The 14,712-nt window shown below is 67.6% G+C and carries 14 protein-coding genes; 10 read left to right on the forward strand and 4 right to left on the reverse strand.

Going from position 1 to position 14,712, the window contains the following annotated elements; all coding sequences use genetic code 11:
• Positions 1 to 210: 210 nt before the first annotated feature.
• Genes ABIB15_RS02590 through ABIB15_RS02600 form a run of 3 tightly spaced genes read right to left on the reverse strand, consistent with a single transcriptional unit; the run spans position 211 to position 2,658 of the window.
• Positions 211 to 1,053: an aldo/keto reductase gene (locus tag ABIB15_RS02590; RefSeq protein WP_354475003.1), complete on the reverse strand. Its 843-nt coding sequence runs from the start codon at positions 1,051 to 1,053 to the stop codon at positions 211 to 213.
• A 40-nt stretch (positions 1,054 to 1,093) separates the two neighbouring features.
• On the reverse strand, positions 1,094 to 1,852 hold the full coding sequence (locus ABIB15_RS02595) for a L,D-transpeptidase (RefSeq protein ID WP_354475004.1): 759 nt from the start codon (positions 1,850 to 1,852) through the stop codon (positions 1,094 to 1,096).
• Positions 1,849 to 2,658, reverse strand: a complete 810-nt coding sequence (locus ABIB15_RS02600; RefSeq protein ID WP_354475006.1) for an ice-binding family protein — start codon at positions 2,656 to 2,658, stop codon at positions 1,849 to 1,851. Before ABIB15_RS02600 ends, ABIB15_RS02595 begins: the two co-directional genes overlap by 4 nt.
• Before the next feature lie 176 nt (positions 2,659 to 2,834).
• Here ABIB15_RS02600 and metG point away from each other — a divergent pair, with 176 nt between their 5' ends.
• Genes metG through rsmA form a run of 3 tightly spaced genes read left to right on the forward strand, consistent with a single transcriptional unit; the run spans position 2,835 to position 6,288 of the window.
• On the forward strand, positions 2,835 to 4,427 hold the full coding sequence (metG, locus tag ABIB15_RS02605) for a methionine--tRNA ligase (protein WP_354475007.1): 1,593 nt from the start codon (positions 2,835 to 2,837) through the stop codon (positions 4,425 to 4,427).
• A complete protein-coding gene (locus ABIB15_RS02610) occupies positions 4,424 to 5,395 on the forward strand; it encodes a TatD family hydrolase (protein WP_354475008.1) in 972 nt (323 codons plus the stop codon). The genes metG and ABIB15_RS02610 overlap by 4 nt, the downstream gene beginning before the upstream one ends.
• Entirely contained in the window at positions 5,395 to 6,288 is an 894-nt protein-coding gene (gene rsmA, locus ABIB15_RS02615) for a 16S rRNA (adenine(1518)-N(6)/adenine(1519)-N(6))-dimethyltransferase RsmA (protein ID WP_354475010.1), read from the forward strand. Before ABIB15_RS02610 ends, rsmA begins: the two co-directional genes overlap by 1 nt.
• 31 nt (positions 6,289 to 6,319) lie before the next feature.
• On the opposite strand, the gene ABIB15_RS02620 is transcribed toward rsmA, so the two are convergent.
• Complete coding sequence (locus tag ABIB15_RS02620; RefSeq protein WP_354475011.1) at positions 6,320 to 7,315, reverse strand: sugar-binding transcriptional regulator; 996 nt, start codon at positions 7,313 to 7,315, stop codon at positions 6,320 to 6,322.
• 291 nt (positions 7,316 to 7,606) lie between these two features.
• Here ABIB15_RS02620 and ABIB15_RS02625 point away from each other — a divergent pair, with 291 nt between their 5' ends.
• From ABIB15_RS02625 to ABIB15_RS02655, 7 genes are all read left to right on the forward strand, one after another.
• Positions 7,607 to 8,719 (forward strand): sugar ABC transporter substrate-binding protein, encoded by a 1,113-nt coding sequence (locus ABIB15_RS02625; protein WP_354475013.1) that lies wholly within the window; start codon positions 7,607 to 7,609, stop codon positions 8,717 to 8,719.
• 177 nt (positions 8,720 to 8,896) lie between these two features.
• Positions 8,897 to 9,835 (forward strand): ABC transporter permease, encoded by a 939-nt coding sequence (locus ABIB15_RS02630; protein ID WP_354475015.1) that lies wholly within the window; start codon positions 8,897 to 8,899, stop codon positions 9,833 to 9,835.
• Positions 9,835 to 10,797 (forward strand): sugar phosphate isomerase/epimerase family protein, encoded by a 963-nt coding sequence (locus ABIB15_RS02635; protein ID WP_354475017.1) that lies wholly within the window; start codon positions 9,835 to 9,837, stop codon positions 10,795 to 10,797. Before ABIB15_RS02630 ends, ABIB15_RS02635 begins: the two co-directional genes overlap by 1 nt.
• Positions 10,798 to 11,766 carry a PfkB family carbohydrate kinase gene (locus ABIB15_RS02640; RefSeq protein WP_354475019.1) on the forward strand — a complete coding sequence of 323 codons (969 nt, stop codon included), beginning with the start codon at positions 10,798 to 10,800 and terminating at the stop codon, positions 11,764 to 11,766. It begins immediately after the preceding gene.
• Positions 11,759 to 12,508: an ATP-binding cassette domain-containing protein gene (locus tag ABIB15_RS02645; protein ID WP_354475021.1), complete on the forward strand. Its 750-nt coding sequence runs from the start codon at positions 11,759 to 11,761 to the stop codon at positions 12,506 to 12,508. Before ABIB15_RS02640 ends, ABIB15_RS02645 begins: the two co-directional genes overlap by 8 nt.
• A 32-nt stretch (positions 12,509 to 12,540) precedes the next feature.
• Positions 12,541 to 13,557: an NAD(P)-dependent oxidoreductase gene (locus tag ABIB15_RS02650; protein ID WP_354475023.1), complete on the forward strand. Its 1,017-nt coding sequence runs from the start codon at positions 12,541 to 12,543 to the stop codon at positions 13,555 to 13,557.
• 104 nt (positions 13,558 to 13,661) lie between these two features.
• A complete protein-coding gene (locus ABIB15_RS02655) occupies positions 13,662 to 14,705 on the forward strand; it encodes a GNAT family N-acetyltransferase (protein ID WP_354475025.1) in 1,044 nt (347 codons plus the stop codon).
• The last annotated feature ends 7 nt before the right edge of the window (positions 14,706 to 14,712 follow it).

The following is a 14,712-nucleotide window of genomic DNA, read 5'->3' on the forward strand; positions in this document are numbered from 1 at the left end:
TAGGAGTCGGCGGCGGGCGGCGCGCACGAAAACTCCTGGTCGCGCGAGAATCGTGCGCTGGATGCCGGTTGACGTGCCACTTGCAGCATCCGTCCCGCAGTTTCCGACGCCGCCCCGTCAACTCTCCTGAATCGTGAGAGCAGCCAAGACGCGCCCGGGGCCGCCCTTGCCTCATCACTCCTGAATAATGAAAGTGAAGCGGCCGGCGGGTCAGGCGCTGAGGCGGGCGATCTGGTCGGCGGTCAGCACGAGGTCGGCGGCGAGGGCCGAATCGCGGATGCTGGCCGGGCGGCGCGCCCCCGGAATCGCGATCATCGTGTGCTGCAGCGCGAGCTCCCAGGCCAGGATGACCCGCTGCGGGCTCACGCCGAGCGCCGCCGCGACCTCGGCCGCGACCGGAAACGCGTCGGCGATCTCGCCCGCGCGGGACGCGCCGCCGAGCGGGCCCCAGGCGAGGAACGCGATTTCGTGCTCGGCGCAGTAGTCGAGCTCGTCCTCGCTCGAGCGGTAGGAGGGTGAGAACTGGTTCTGCACCGAGGCGAGCCGTCCGCCGAGCACGTGGTCGGCGGACCGGATCTGCGCGATTGTCGCGTTCGAGATGCCGGCGAGGCGGATGACACCCTCCTCGAGCAGCTCGCGCAGGGCGCCGACCGACTCCTCCCACGGCACCCCGGGGTCGGGGCGGTGCAGCTGGTAGAGCCCGATCGAGTCGACGCCGAGCCGCTTCGCGGAGGCGCGCGCTGCCGCCTTGAGGTGCTCCGGGGTGCCGTCGCGGTCCCAGGGGCCGCCGGCACGGTAGACGAGTCCGCCCTTCGTCGCGACGAGCACCTCCTCGCCCCGGCCGGCCAGCGCCGACGCGAGGAGCTCCTCGTTGTGTCCCTGCGCATCCGAGGTGTACGCATCCGCGGTGTCGATCAGTGTGACGCCGGCGTCGAGCGCGGCGTGGATCGTGGCGATCGCGGCATCACGATCCGGGCGCCCGGGAACCGACAGGGGCATCGCTCCGAGCCCGATGGCGCTGACCTTGACGTCTCCGATGCGGCGATATCTCATTGTGCGAGCCTAGGCGCGGCGGCGAGGGGAGGCCGCCCGCTCACTCGATCGTGATCGGCGTGCCGAGCGGCAGAACCTGCGCGAGGGCGGTGATCACCTCGTTCGAGAGCCGGATGCATCCGTGGCTCACGGCGGTGCCGATGCTCGCGGTGTCCTCGGTGCCGTGCAGCCCGATCTGGCCCGGACCGCCCCCGAAGCTCGTGAGCACGTCGGAGAACGCCGACAGCCCGAAGGCGAACGGCCCGTAGCCGGCGTTGGTCGGCTCGAGAAGCTCCGTCAGGTAGAACGATCCGAGCGGCGTCGGCGTGCCACCCGTTCCGGTCGCCGCCGGGTAGGCCTCCACGAGCTCGTCGTTGCGATACACCGACAGCGTGTTCTCCGCGGTCGATACGACGAGGCTGTACTCGAGTCGAGCCAGGCTCACCTCGCTCGCGCGGATCCAACCCATGCTGCCATTCGGACGCTGCGCCAGGGCGACCCGCAGCCAGTCACCGCGGTCCTCCACCAGCAGGAAGGTCAGCGGGGCACCCGAGGAGATGGGGCTCGCGAGAGTGTCGACGAGCTCGCCCTCCGGGGCCGAGTGCACGGCGACGCTCGCGCCGCCGGCGGTGGCCGCGATCCCGACGGGAGCGGGGGTCGGCGAGGGCGATGGGGCGGGCGATGCGGGCGCGGATGCAGGGGCGGATGCTGCGGGCCGGGCCGGCGCTTCCGTCGCGCAGCCCGCGAGGAGCGCGGCGCCGAGCAGGGCAGAGACCCCCGCCGCCGCAATCATCCGAGCGGGCCGCGCCCCTCGGATCATCCGGTGAACGTCGCGCGGCCCTGGACCGGCACGGCCGGAGGCGCCACGGGTGTGTCGTCGACCGCGGTGGTGTCCCCGGCGCAGTCGGTAGGAACGGTGATGACGTTGGCGTCGAGCGTCACGGCACCATTGCGGGCAAGGAGTCGGCCCTCGACCGTAGCGGCGGACTCGGCCGTGATGGAGGTCAGCGCGAGGACCGTTCCGACGAACTGCGAGCCGCTGCCCAGAGTCGTGGAGCTGCCGACCTGCCAGAACACGTTGCAGGGGTTGATGTCGCCCTGCAGGGCGACCCGGCTGCCCGACCCGGTGATGAGGGTGCTCGCGGCCTGGAAGATGAACACAGAGCTGGAGTCGCCGACGAGAGTGACGGTGCCGGTGAGCCCGAGGTCTCCGCCCGAGTAGACGCCCGACACGAGCTCGCGTCCGGTGAGGTCGATGATTCCACTCTCGACCGGCAGGCGGCCGGCCGCGTCGTCAAACGCGATCGTGAGGTCGGCCTGCGCGCTGGCGGCGACGGCATCCGCGGCGTGGATCTCGCCGTTGTTCACGAGTCCCGGCGGGAAGCCGGTCACGGCGGCGTCCGGGCTGACGCCGACGTCGCCGCTGATGACGGTCGGGGTGCCGGTGTTCGTGACGGTCGTGCCGGCGAGAACGGCGAAACTCTCGGCGGTGCCGAGGCCGACCGGCGCCTCGGCCGCGAACGCGGGTAGCGCGGACGGCGCGGTGGACAGGCCGACCGCGACCGCGACCGCGAGGGTCAGTGCCGTCAGGCGACGTGCCGAAATCGTGGACGAGAAGTTCTTCACGGTGGATCTCCCGAAATGCTTTAGCGCGGTTGTGAGCCACTGCCGGTCGCCAACATCGCGCCTGCCCCTGTTAGTCGGACAGTACACCAAGTTTCGAGGCGCACACACTATGATCCGCGTCTCGCCCCGCGGCGCCCGGCAATAACACCGGGTGTGCGCCGAATAGGATGGAGCGCATGGCCGCTGGAGACTCTTTCTATATCGCGACCCCCATCTTCTACGTCAACGACGTTCCGCACATCGGGCACGCGTACACCGAGGTGGCGGCGGACGTTCTGGCCAGGTGGCACCGGCAGAGCGGCGACGACACCTGGCTGCTCACGGGCACCGACGAGCACGGGCAGAAGATCCTGCGCACCGCCGTCGCGAACGACTCGACCCCGCAGGCCTGGGCCGACAAGCTCGTCAACGAGTCGTGGCTGCCGCTGCTGCAGACGATCAACATCGACAACGACGACTTCATCCGCACGACCGACGAGCGGCACGAGTCCGCGGTCAAGATCTTCCTGCAGAAGCTCTACGACGACGGCTTCATCTACTCGGGCGAATACGAGGGCTACTACTGTGTCGGCTGCGAGGAGTACAAGCAGCTCGACGACCTCCTCGAGGCCGAGTCCGGCGACTACGCCGGCCAGCTGGTCTGCAAGATCCACACCCGCCCGGTGGAGATTCTCAAAGAACGCAACTACTTCTTCCGGATGAGCGACTTCCAGCAGAAGCTGCTTGACCTCTACGAGTCCCGCCCGGACTTCATCCAGCCCGACAGCGTGCGCAACGAGATCATCCAGTTCGTGAAGTCGGGGCTGCAGGATCTCTCGATCTCCCGCTCGAGCTTCGACTGGGGAATCAAGATCCCGTGGGACGACAGCCACGTGCTCTACGTCTGGTTCGACGCGCTGCTCAACTACATCACCGCGATCGGCTATGGCACCGACGACGACAACTTCCGTCGCCGCTGGCCCGCAACGCAACTCGTCGGCAAGGACATCGCCCGCTTCCACGCCGTCATCTGGCCCGCAATGCTCATGGCCGCCGGCCTCGAGGTGCCCACACGCGTCTTCGGCCACGGCTGGCTGCTCGTCGGCGGCGAGAAGATGTCCAAGTCGAAGCTGACCGGCATCGCGCCGAGCCAGATCACGGAGACCTTCGGCGTCGACGCGTTCCGCTACTACTTCATGAGTGCGATCAACTTCGGCCAGGACGGCTCGTTCAGCTGGGAGGACCTCGCCGCGAGATACCAGTCCGAGCTCGCCAACGGCTTCGGCAACCTCGCCTCCCGCGTCATCGCGATGGTCAACAAGTACTTCGACGGCGCCATCCCGAGCCCGGCCGAGTACACCGAGGCCGACCTGGGCATCCAGTCGGTCGTGAAGCAGGCCGCGGAGAAGGCGGATGCCGCCATCCAGCGCCTCGCCATCCACGAGGCCATCGCCAGCGTGTGGACGATCGTCGACGAACTCAACGGCTACATCACGCTCCAGGAGCCGTGGGCGCTCGCCAAGGACGAGGCCAACCGCGCCCGCCTCGGCACCGTGCTGTACACCGCCGCCGAGGGGCTCCGCGCGCTCGCCGTGCTGCTATCGCCCGTCATTCCCGACTCGACCCACAAGCTGTGGAGCGCGATCGGCGCCGCCCACGAGCTCGGCCACGTCACCGACCAGGTGATCGTGGATGCCGGGCACTGGGGCCAGCTGCCGCCCGCGAGCCGGGTGCACTCGATCGACGCGCTGTTCCCGCGCATCGAATCTCCGGAGCCGGCGGGAGTATGAGCGAGCACGCGGGCGATCCGTCGAACTACATTCGCAAGCGCGAGTCCCGCGCCGAGCACGGCCAGACGCGCGACCTGAGCTACCCTCCCCTGCCGCCATCGCTCGTCGTGCCCTGCTACGACAACCACACCCACCTCGAGATCGCCGACGGCAACGACCCGCTCGACTACCTGCAGCAGCTCGACATGGCCTCGAGCGTCGGCATCCGCGGCGTCGTGCAGGTCGGCGGAGACCTCGAAACATCCCGCTGGTCGGCCGAGATGGCGGCCCGTGAACCGCGGATGCTGGCGGCCGTCGCCATCCATCCGAACGAGGCACCGGCCTACGCGGCAGCCGGCACGCTCGACGCCGCGATCGCCGAGATCGACGAACTCGCCGCCCGCCCGCGAGTGCGCGCGATCGGCGAGACCGGACTCGACTACTTCCGCACCGGCGAGGAGGGCCGCCCCGCCCAGCACCACTCGTTCGAGGCGCACATCGCCATCGCGAACAAGCACGATCTCGCGATGCAGATCCACGACCGCGAGGCGCACGACGACGTCATCGAGACGCTGCTGCGGGTCGGCGCCCCCGAGCGCACCGTCTTCCACTGCTTCTCCGGCGACGCCGCAATGGCGAGGATCTGCGCCGACAACGGCTGGTACCTCTCCTTCGCCGGCAACATCACCTTCAAGAACGCGTCGAACCTGCGCGAGGCGCTCGAGGTGATCCCGCGCGACCGCATCCTGGTCGAGACGGATGCCCCGTTCCTCACCCCGCTCCCGCACCGCGGCCGCCCGAACTCCCCGTACCTGATCCCGGTGACGCTGCGGTTCATGGCCGAGCACCTCGGCACCGACGTCGCGATGCTCGCCGCGCAGGTCTCCTCGAACACCGAGCTCGTCTACGGGAGCTGGGACGCGGAGCCCGTGGCGAACGGCGGCGCCTCGCCGTGGGACGAGGCCATCGACCCGTCCGAACTCGCCTGATGGCGCTCCTGGGTCCGGCCGAGATCCGCGACCTCGCCGAGCTGCTCGGCATCCAGCCCACGAAGAAGCTCGGGCAGAACTTCGTCATCGACGCCAACACGGTCCGCCGCATCGTCAAGGCCGCCGGCGTGACGAGCGCCGACACCGTCGTCGAGATCGGCCCCGGACTCGGCTCCCTCACCCTCGGGCTGCTCGAGACCGGCGCGTCCGTCGTCGCCGTCGAGATCGACAAGCGCCTCGCCGCGCAGCTTCCGCTCACGGTCGAACAGTATTTCCCTCGGTCGCAGGCTCCCTCGGCGCTGGGGTCGCACGATCGCTGGCGCGATCGCCCCAGCTCCACCGCGCAGCTCACCGTGGTCACGCAAGACGCCATGCGCGTGACCGAGCTGCCCGGCGCCCCCGGCATCCTCGTCGCGAACCTGCCGTACAACATCTCGGTTCCCGTGCTGCTGCACTTCCTCGAGACGTTCCGCGGCATCCGGTCCGGGCTCGTCATGGTGCAGGCCGAGGTCGGCCAGCGGCTCGCCGCCGCGCCCGGGTCGAAGATCTACGGCAGCCCGAGCGTCAAGGCTGCCTGGTTCGGGCACTGGAAAACCTCCGGCTCAGTGAGCCGGCAGGTGTTCTGGCCCGTGCCGAACGTCGACTCGATCCTCGTGTCGTTCGCTCTCCGCGAGACGCCGATCGGCACCGAGGAGGAGCGGCTCGCGACCTTCGCCCTCGTGGATGCCGCGTTCCAACAGCGCCGGAAGATGCTGCGGCAGGCGCTCGCCGAGCTGTTCGGATCCTCCGTCGCGGCATCCGCCACGATGGAACGGGCCGGTGTCGACCCCACAACGCGCGGCGAGCAGCTCACCGTCGACGACTTCCTGGCGATCGCGCGCGCCAAGGCCTGAGCCGCGCGCTCGGCGAGTGCCGTGTGATCGGCTACGGCGCCAACCGCGGCGGCTCCAGCAGTTGCCGCGCCACGTGCGAATCCGTGATCAGCACGTTCACCCAGCCGCCCGTCACGGCCCCGCGGATCGCGTCGAGCTTGCGCATCCCGCCGGCTACACCGATTCGCCGCGGCACCCGCATCATCGTCTCGGCATCGATTGAGATCATCCGTTCCTCGATCGCCGGGTTCATCGGCTCCCCGTCAACGTCGAAGTAGCGCAGGCAGATCTCGCCGACGGCTCCCGATTGGGAGAGCCCGTTCTCCTCCTCGCTCGTGAGCGCGTTGCCGCTGGCGCGCCACAGAGCGGATGCCGGGAACGTCCCGATGCCGACGAGAAGCGTCGTCAAGCGGGTCCACGCATCTGCCGTGACGCCGACGGCTGGCTCGGCGAGGAACGCCTGACGAATCTCATGGTTCGCGACGAGGCCGGGAGCGGGCATATAGAACGGCTTGGCCGAGGTGAGCTCGGCCAGGTGGGAGACGAGTCGGGTCGCCTGCACCTGCGCCTGCGGACTGCCCACCCCGCCGATGAGTTGGATGACCTCCTTGACGTTTTTCCTCGGGCGGGAGCGCATGGCTTCCACGGTCGCCAGAAGAGTCGTGCTCCACGAGGAGATGCCGACGAAATCGTTGATGTCGAGGGTGGTCTCGAGGTAGGTCGCGGCGGAAGAGCCGAGCCGCATTCCGAGTGATGACCCCTCGACATCCTCGACGACGACCACTTCGCGCAGCGAATATTTCTCCTCCAGCGCCTTTTCGAGACCGACGTAGATTCCGGACGGCTGCACCACGGACGTACGCACGATTCCGAGCTCGACCGCCCGCGCGAGGTAGCGCGACACGCGCGCTTGGGAGAGGTTCAGGCGAGAGGAAATCTCCGACTGCGCGAGGTGCTCCTCGTGATAGAGGACGGCGATCTTCGTGAACAACCGAAGCTGGTCGATGCTCGTCGAGAGAAGGCTCGACTGGTCGCTAGAACGCGTCATTCAATCACTTTCGTCAGGTGGTATGAATATACATGCAGGACTGATTGAGGCCCGTATTTAGCTTGTCAGCCCTCGGCGCGCCCGGCAACCCGGCGACCGCACGACGGGATCACGTGAGCGGTTTTCATTCCCGCTTTGAATATTTTCTCAGTCGTTCTGAATCGTTACCCACGATTGAATCGCGGCGGACTTTGGCGCGTGGAGCGTGCATAGACTCCCCAATCACCATCACTTCAGCGTTGAAGTCAGTTCCAGACTTCCTCCGCTGACCTACCGCCCTCAGGGAGAGAAATGAAATCACTCACCACCACGAACTCGAGACGAGCGGCGCCGTTCGGCGCAGCCGCGACCTTCGCGAGCCTCGCGATCATCCTCGCCGGATGCTCCGGCGCAGCATCTCCTCCCGGCGATGACACCTCGAGCGGCGACGACGCCGCGGCGGTGACGTCATGCACGGTCGGTGATGCCCCCTTCAGCACCGATGACGCCGAAGACAGCATCGACTACACGGACCTCGAAGGCGAGCTTGGCGCCGTTCCGGACCCGGCCGACGGAACCACCATCGGCTCCATCATGAAGTTCCTCGGCAACCAGTACTGGTTGGCACTGTCCGAGGGACAGTCGGCCGCGGCCGAGCTCTACGGCGTCAGTGTGGATGTGCAGGCCGCCGCGAGCGAATCCGACCAGGTCGGCCAGCTCAACTCCGCCGAAACCATGCTGCAGAACGACTACGCGGCACTGCTCGTCTCACCGCAGACTGACACCAATCTCTGCCCGGCCGTCGAGCAGGGCGAGGGAGATGATGTGCTCGTCGTGAACGTCAACGACGCCGTGCTTCCCGGAGCGAAGCAGTGGGTCGGCCCGAACCAGATCCAGAACGGGATCAGCGCCGCCGAATTCGTTCTCGCGAACGCCGACGAGGGCGCCCAGGTCGCGATCATCGAAGGACAGGCCGGTGTCTACGCCGCCGTGCAGCGCACGGCCGGCTTCACCGAGACCGCCGAGGCCGGTGGCCTCGAGGTCGTCGCCAGTGTGCCGGGTGACTGGGACATCGCGAAGGCCAGGGACGCGGCCGCGACGATCATCCAGCAGTACCCAGACATCGCGGCGATCTACGCCAACAATGACGGAATGGCCCTCGGGGTGGCAGAGGCCGTCAACTCCGCCGGCCTCAAGGGCAAGGTCATGGTCATCGGCACCGACGGTGTAGAGGACGCCTACAACGCGATCCGCGCTGGCGATCTCACGGCGACCATCGACTCCTTCCCCTACCTCACGGGCCAGGTCTCGGTGAACGTCGCACTGCGCGTGCTGGGCGGTCAGGATGTGCCGCGGGCGGTGTACACGCCGCAGGCACTCATCACCGAGGAGAACGTGGACGACGCGCCCCCCACCCTCGACTAGCGCGCAGGCCGGTCGGGTGCCCCGAGACACGGGCACCCGACCGGGCATCGCGCCGACCCTCCAATCGACCCACTAGAGAAAGGTTTGGACGTGACTCTTTCCCGTCGGAAACCTCCCACCACCGAACCGCCAAGTAGTCGTGCACCCCGATATGCGGGAGCAGCCGGCCTGCGATCCATGCTCGATTTCTCCAACAACCGCGTTCTGGGAGTTCTCATCGCCCTCGCGGTGACCTTCACATTCTTCAGCATCATGGTGCCCTCATTCCTGACCGTCAACAACCTGCTCGAGATGGGGGTGCAATCGTCGATCATCGCCGTGATCGCCCTCGGCATGACCCTGGTCATCGTGACCGGGGGCATCGACCTCTCGGTCGGGTCGATTGTCGGCCTGGTCAGCGTCGTCTGCGCGACCAACCTTGCTGCCTGGGGAACGCTCCCGACCATCCTCGTCGGCCTCGCGCTCGGCGCCGTGCTCGGGTTCATCAACGGCGCGTTCTCCGCCTTGTTCGCACTCGAGTCCTTCGTCGTCACGCTCGCCACCCTGAACGTGTACCGAGGGCTCGCCTTCCTCTACACGGGAGGCAGGCCCGTCTTCGGGCTCGACCAGGGCTTTCGTGACCTGCTCAGCGGCAGGCTCGGGCCCATCCCGAATCCGATCATCCTTGTCGCAGCCGTCACGCTGATCTGCTATCTGATACTCAACCGGTCCCGTCTCGGCGTGCACCTCAAGGCTGTGGGCACCAACTCGGATGCAGCCAGGAAGAGCGGCGTCGCGGTCAACCGCACCAAGGTGATGGCCTTCGTCCTCGCCGGAACCCTCTCGGGACTCGCCGCGCTCCTGCTGATGAGTCGGATCGGCGCCGCTGAACCCATTTCCGGCACCGGCTACGAACTGCTCGTCATCGCCGCCGTCGTCGTCGGCGGAACCAGCCTGATGGGCGGGCGCGCATCGATCGTCGGCACCGTTCTCGGCGCACTACTGCTTGGTTCCATCCGGACCGGCCTCACCCTCCTCAACGTCAATCCATTCCTCCAGCTGGTGGTCACCGGTGTGATCATCCTTCTTGCCGTGCTGGTGGACCGAGCAGCATCCCGATCGAAAGCGAAGCGATAATGTCCGACATCAAATACTCCACCCGGCTCAACTCGTTTGGTCTCGGCAAGGGACGCAAGTACCCCACCGGGGAGGAATCGACGCTCGACCTCATTGCGCTCGCTGGCCAGGTGACCGGGCTCACCTCCCTCGAACTGAACTATCCGGAGCATTTCGGCACCGACTCGGTGGCCGACATCTCCGCGGCGCTCGACAACGTCGGACTCGACGTGCAGGGAGTGCAGCTGCGCTGGCCGGCCCCGATGTTCGCCGACGGAGCGTTCAGCAACCCCGACCCCGAGATCCGCCGTGCGGCCGTCACCATGGTGAAAGAGGCGATCGGGATCTGCCGCGAGCTCGGCGCCGACCACGTGCTGCTCTGGCCGGCGCACGACGGGTACGAGTACCCGCTGCAGATGGACTACATGAAGTCCTGGGACTGGATGGTCGAATGTCTTCGCGAGGTCGCCGACGTCGACCCCGGCATCCGCGTCTCGATCGAATACAAGCCGGCTGAACCGCGCGGGCGCACCCTGCTCAACACCACCGGAGCCGTCATCAAGCTGATCCGCGACTGCGACCGGCCGAACTTGGGGGTCACGCTTGACTTCGGGCACCTGCTGATGGCGAGAGAGAACCCGGCACAGTCGGCCGCGATGTGCCTGCGCGAGCAGAAACTCTTCGGGCTCCAGCTCAACGACTCGCACGGAGTCGCCGACGACGGGCTCCTGGTCGGGTCGATACACTTCTCCGAAACCCTCGAGCTCGCCTACTACCTCGTGCGGGAGGGCTACGCCGGCACGTACTATTTCGACACCGATCCGGTGCGCGAGAATCCGGTGCGCGAGTGCGAGTTGAACATCGAGCGGATGGGGCGAATCATCGAGGTGGCGACGGACATGGTGCGCGACGATCCCGCGCTGCCAACCGGCGACGCCCTGCACTCGGCATCGGTGCTGTGGACGAAGATGCTGGGCGCGTAGATGAGTGCCGGAGCCATCTGCGTGGTCGGCTCGCTCAACGCTGACCTGATCGCCTACGTCGATTCGACCAGTGGCGGAGCCAGCTATGCCATCGGAGCGAACTTCGAGATGTGCGCTGGTGGGAAGAGTCTCAATGCCGCATTGAGCGTCGCCTCACTTGACCCGTCGGTGACGCTCGTCGGCCGCGTCGGCAGCGACGACCTCGGCAGGTTCCTCACCAGCACCCTCGAAGCGCGCGGCGTGTCCACGGCCGCAATCACCCGTGACCCCGCGGCACATACCGGAGTGGGGCACGTGCGGGTCAACCCGCAGGGGGACTACGACACAGTGGTCATCGCGGGAGCTAACGACCACCTCTCGGCATCCGATATCGACTCCTATCTCGAGGCCGCCCGCACGCCCGCGTTCGTGATCATGAACCTTGAGGTGCCGCTCGACACCGTCAGGCACGCTGTCGAGCGGTTCCGCGAGCGGGGCAGCACCATCGTGCTCAACCTCTCACCGGTGCACGAGCGTGCCAGAGAGTTCCTTCCTTTGGCCGACACCGTCGTCCTCAACGCCGACGAGGCGCGGCACATCCTCGAGATGCCGGAGGAGGGCGACCCCGTCACCCTCCTCCACGCACTTCAGGCAGTGGGAGGCGGCACGGTCGTACTGACTCTCGGTGCCGCCGGTGCGGCGGCGATCGGACAGGATGGCGTCGTCCTGCGCGTTGCCGGACAGAGCACGCAGGTCGTCAACTCCGTCGGCGCCGGCGACAGCTTCCTTGCCGCCCTGGTACTCGGCCTCGCGGCCGGCCTCGCCCTCGAGCGATGCCTGGATGTGGCGAACGCCGCGGGCGCGCTCGTCTGCGGCCGCTCTCAATCGTTCCTCACCCCGGAAGACATTCCGATAATCGAGCACGCCGTCGGCGTGCCCCTCTCCGGCGAAATCTCACCACACACCACAGCGGAGGCCACCCATGGCTGAGAACATGATCGAACTGAGAAACGTCGAGAAGCATTTCGGGGGTGTTCAGGCACTGCGCGGGGTCACCATGAACGTGCCCGCGGGCAAGGTCACGGCGATCATCGGCGACAACGGTGCAGGCAAGAGCACGTTGATCAAGTGTCTTTCCGGCATCCACGAGCCGACCTCGGGCGAGCTGCTCGTCGACGGCGCACCGGTCAAGATCGCCTCGCCCCGCGACTCCCGTGCCCTCGGCATCGAGACCGTCTACCAGGACCTCGCCGTCATCGACACGCTCACCGTCGTCGAGAATCTCTACCTATCGCGCGAGCTGCGGATCGGCGTCTGGCCGTTCCAGCTGCTCAACCGAAAGAAGATGAAGCGCGGCTCCGCCGAGATGCTCAAGCGGATCGGCAACACGACGCTGTCCCTCACGCAGGAGATCGGCGGGATGTCGGGCGGGCAGCGGCAGGCCGTCGCGATCTGCCGGGCGGTCGCCTGGGGGGCGAAAGTCGTTATCTTCGATGAACCCACCGCTGCCCTCGGAGTGAAGGAGAGCGCCGAGGTGCACACCCTCATCGCGTCGCTCCGCGACCAGGGCATCACGGTCATCCTCATCAGCCACAACTTCGAGGAGGTCATGGGCCTCGCAGACCTCATCTGGGTGATGCGGCAGGGCCGGGCGCTGACCTCGCGAACGGCGAGCGAGACCAGCGGCCAGGAACTGGTCGCCCTGCTGACCGGCGCGGAGGCGGCCCAGTGAGTGCCACTCTGGCACGGCGGGGATAGCGCACGATGGCAAAACCGCTTGTGCTGCTCAGCCCCGCACCTCAGCGCCGGGACCGCATCTTCACGCCTGCCGCGCTGGCGCGGCTCCGTTCGCATTTCGACGTCGTCGACTACGAGGAGCGCCCGGATATGCTCGACTTCGCCCGACGGCTCCCTGCGGCCTTCGCCGTGGTAGGGCAGCCGGACCTCGACACCGCCGCGATAGACCGAGCGGACAACCTCCGGGCCATCATCAACGTGGAAGGCAACTTCCTCCCGAACGTCGACTACCAGGCCGCGTTTCGCCGAGGCGTCCGCGTTCTCGGCTGCGGCCCCGCCTACGCGCAGGCCGTCGCCGAGTTTGCCTTGGGACTCGCACTCGACCTCGCCCGCGGCATCTCACGTGAGGATCGCGCCGCCAGATCGGGAGAGGAGGGTTACCTCTCGGCGAGCACCGCCGATTCGATCCTGCTGCGCCACGCCGATGTCGGGCTCATCGGCTTCGGCAACCTCGGGCGGAGCCTTCACCGACTGCTCGAACCGTTCGCGCCGACAGTGCGCGTCGTCGATCCGTGGCTGCCGGTCGCGATCCTCGACGAGTACGGGGTGAAGGCAGCCTCGCTCGAGGACACCCTCAGGGCGAGCACGTTTGTGTTCATGCTGGCCACGGCGACTGCCGAGAGCGCGCACCTGCTCGGGGCCGCGGAGCTCGACCTGCTGCGTCCCGGTGCCCGGTTGGTGCTGGTGAGCCGCGCGGCCGTCGTGGATTACGACGCGCTCTACGACCGTCTCGCCGCAGGCCGCTTCCTCGCTGCCATCGATGTGTGGCCGACCGAGCCGATTCCGCTTGACAGCCCGTTCCGTGCTCTCGGTAACGTGATCATTTCCGGGCACCGAGCGGGGGGAATACCGGAGGCCTTCCAGTCAATAGGGGACATGGTCTGCGACGACCTCGAGCTGATGAAAAAGGGCTTGCCGCCCGTGCGGCTGCAGGCCGCCGAACCCGAACTGGTGGGGCGCTACCGCAATCGGCCGGTCGCCTAGCTGCTGGATGCGGCCGCGGAGCGACCACTACCGGGTACTCGGCGGTGCTCGGGCGCGGCGGCCGATTGGGCGGCCCGGTGGGCGGCCGTGACAGACTAGGTGGAGTGACCAGTACAACGCAGCCCCTGTCCGAACGCATCACCGCTCCCGCCGAGGTGCGCTTTCCGCAGCCGCTCGCCGGCGTCACCTGGCGGCCCATGACCGTCGAGGACGTCAAACCCGTCTTCGAGCTCCGCAAGCTCGTCGGCCGCGTCGACCATCCGAGCTACTCCCTCACCCTCGAGGAGATCGAGCACGAGATCACCGCGGACGAGCTCGATCGCGCCCACGACACTGTGATCGGCATCGACGTCAACGGGCGCGCCGTCGCCTACGGAATCGTCGTGCTGCAGCCGAGCCAGGCCACACTCGTGCGCTCGGCATTCGAGGGACACGTGCATCCCGACCGCCGCGGCGAGGGCCTCGACGAGGTGCTGCTCGACTGGCTCGAGGACCGCGGGCTGCAGCAGCTCGCCTCCTCCGACAAGACGCTCCCGGGTTGGTTCATGACGGCCGTTCCGCGGCAGGCCGAGGAGATGCTCGAACTGCTGCGCGGCCGCGGGTTCGACTTCCGCCGCAACTGGTTCGAGCTTGTGCGCGACGTGACCGAGCCGATCCCCGACATCCCGCTGCCCGACGGCGCCCGCGTCGAGACATACGGCCCGCAGTGGGCCGAGAAGACGCGCATCGCGCGCAATGACGCCTTCCGCGACCACTTCGCCTCGCAGCCGCTCACGATTCAGGAGTGGTTTTCGCACGACAGCCTGCCCATCGCCCGGGCCGACCTCTCCTACGTCGTGATCATGCCCGACGAGACGGGCGAGGAGCAGGTCGCGGCCTTCGCGATGACCGACATCAACGAGCACGACTGGGACCAGCTCGGCTTCAGGTTCGGCTATATCCCCTACGTGGGCGTGCGGCGCGACTGGCGCGGGATGAAGCTCGCGCCGGCCGTGCTGTCGCACCTGCTCAAGGCCTACCGCGAGGCCGGGCTGGTGAAGGCGGTGCTCGACGTCGATGCCGACAGCCCGACCGGAGCCGTCGAGCTCTATGAGCGGATCGGGTTCGTGATGACGAGCCGCTCGGTGAGCGTGCTCAAGGAGTACTAGCGGCTGG

The sequence above is a fragment of the Marisediminicola sp. UYEF4 genome, assembly GCF_040546025.1.
Lineage (GTDB): Bacteria > Actinomycetota > Actinomycetes > Actinomycetales > Microbacteriaceae > Marisediminicola.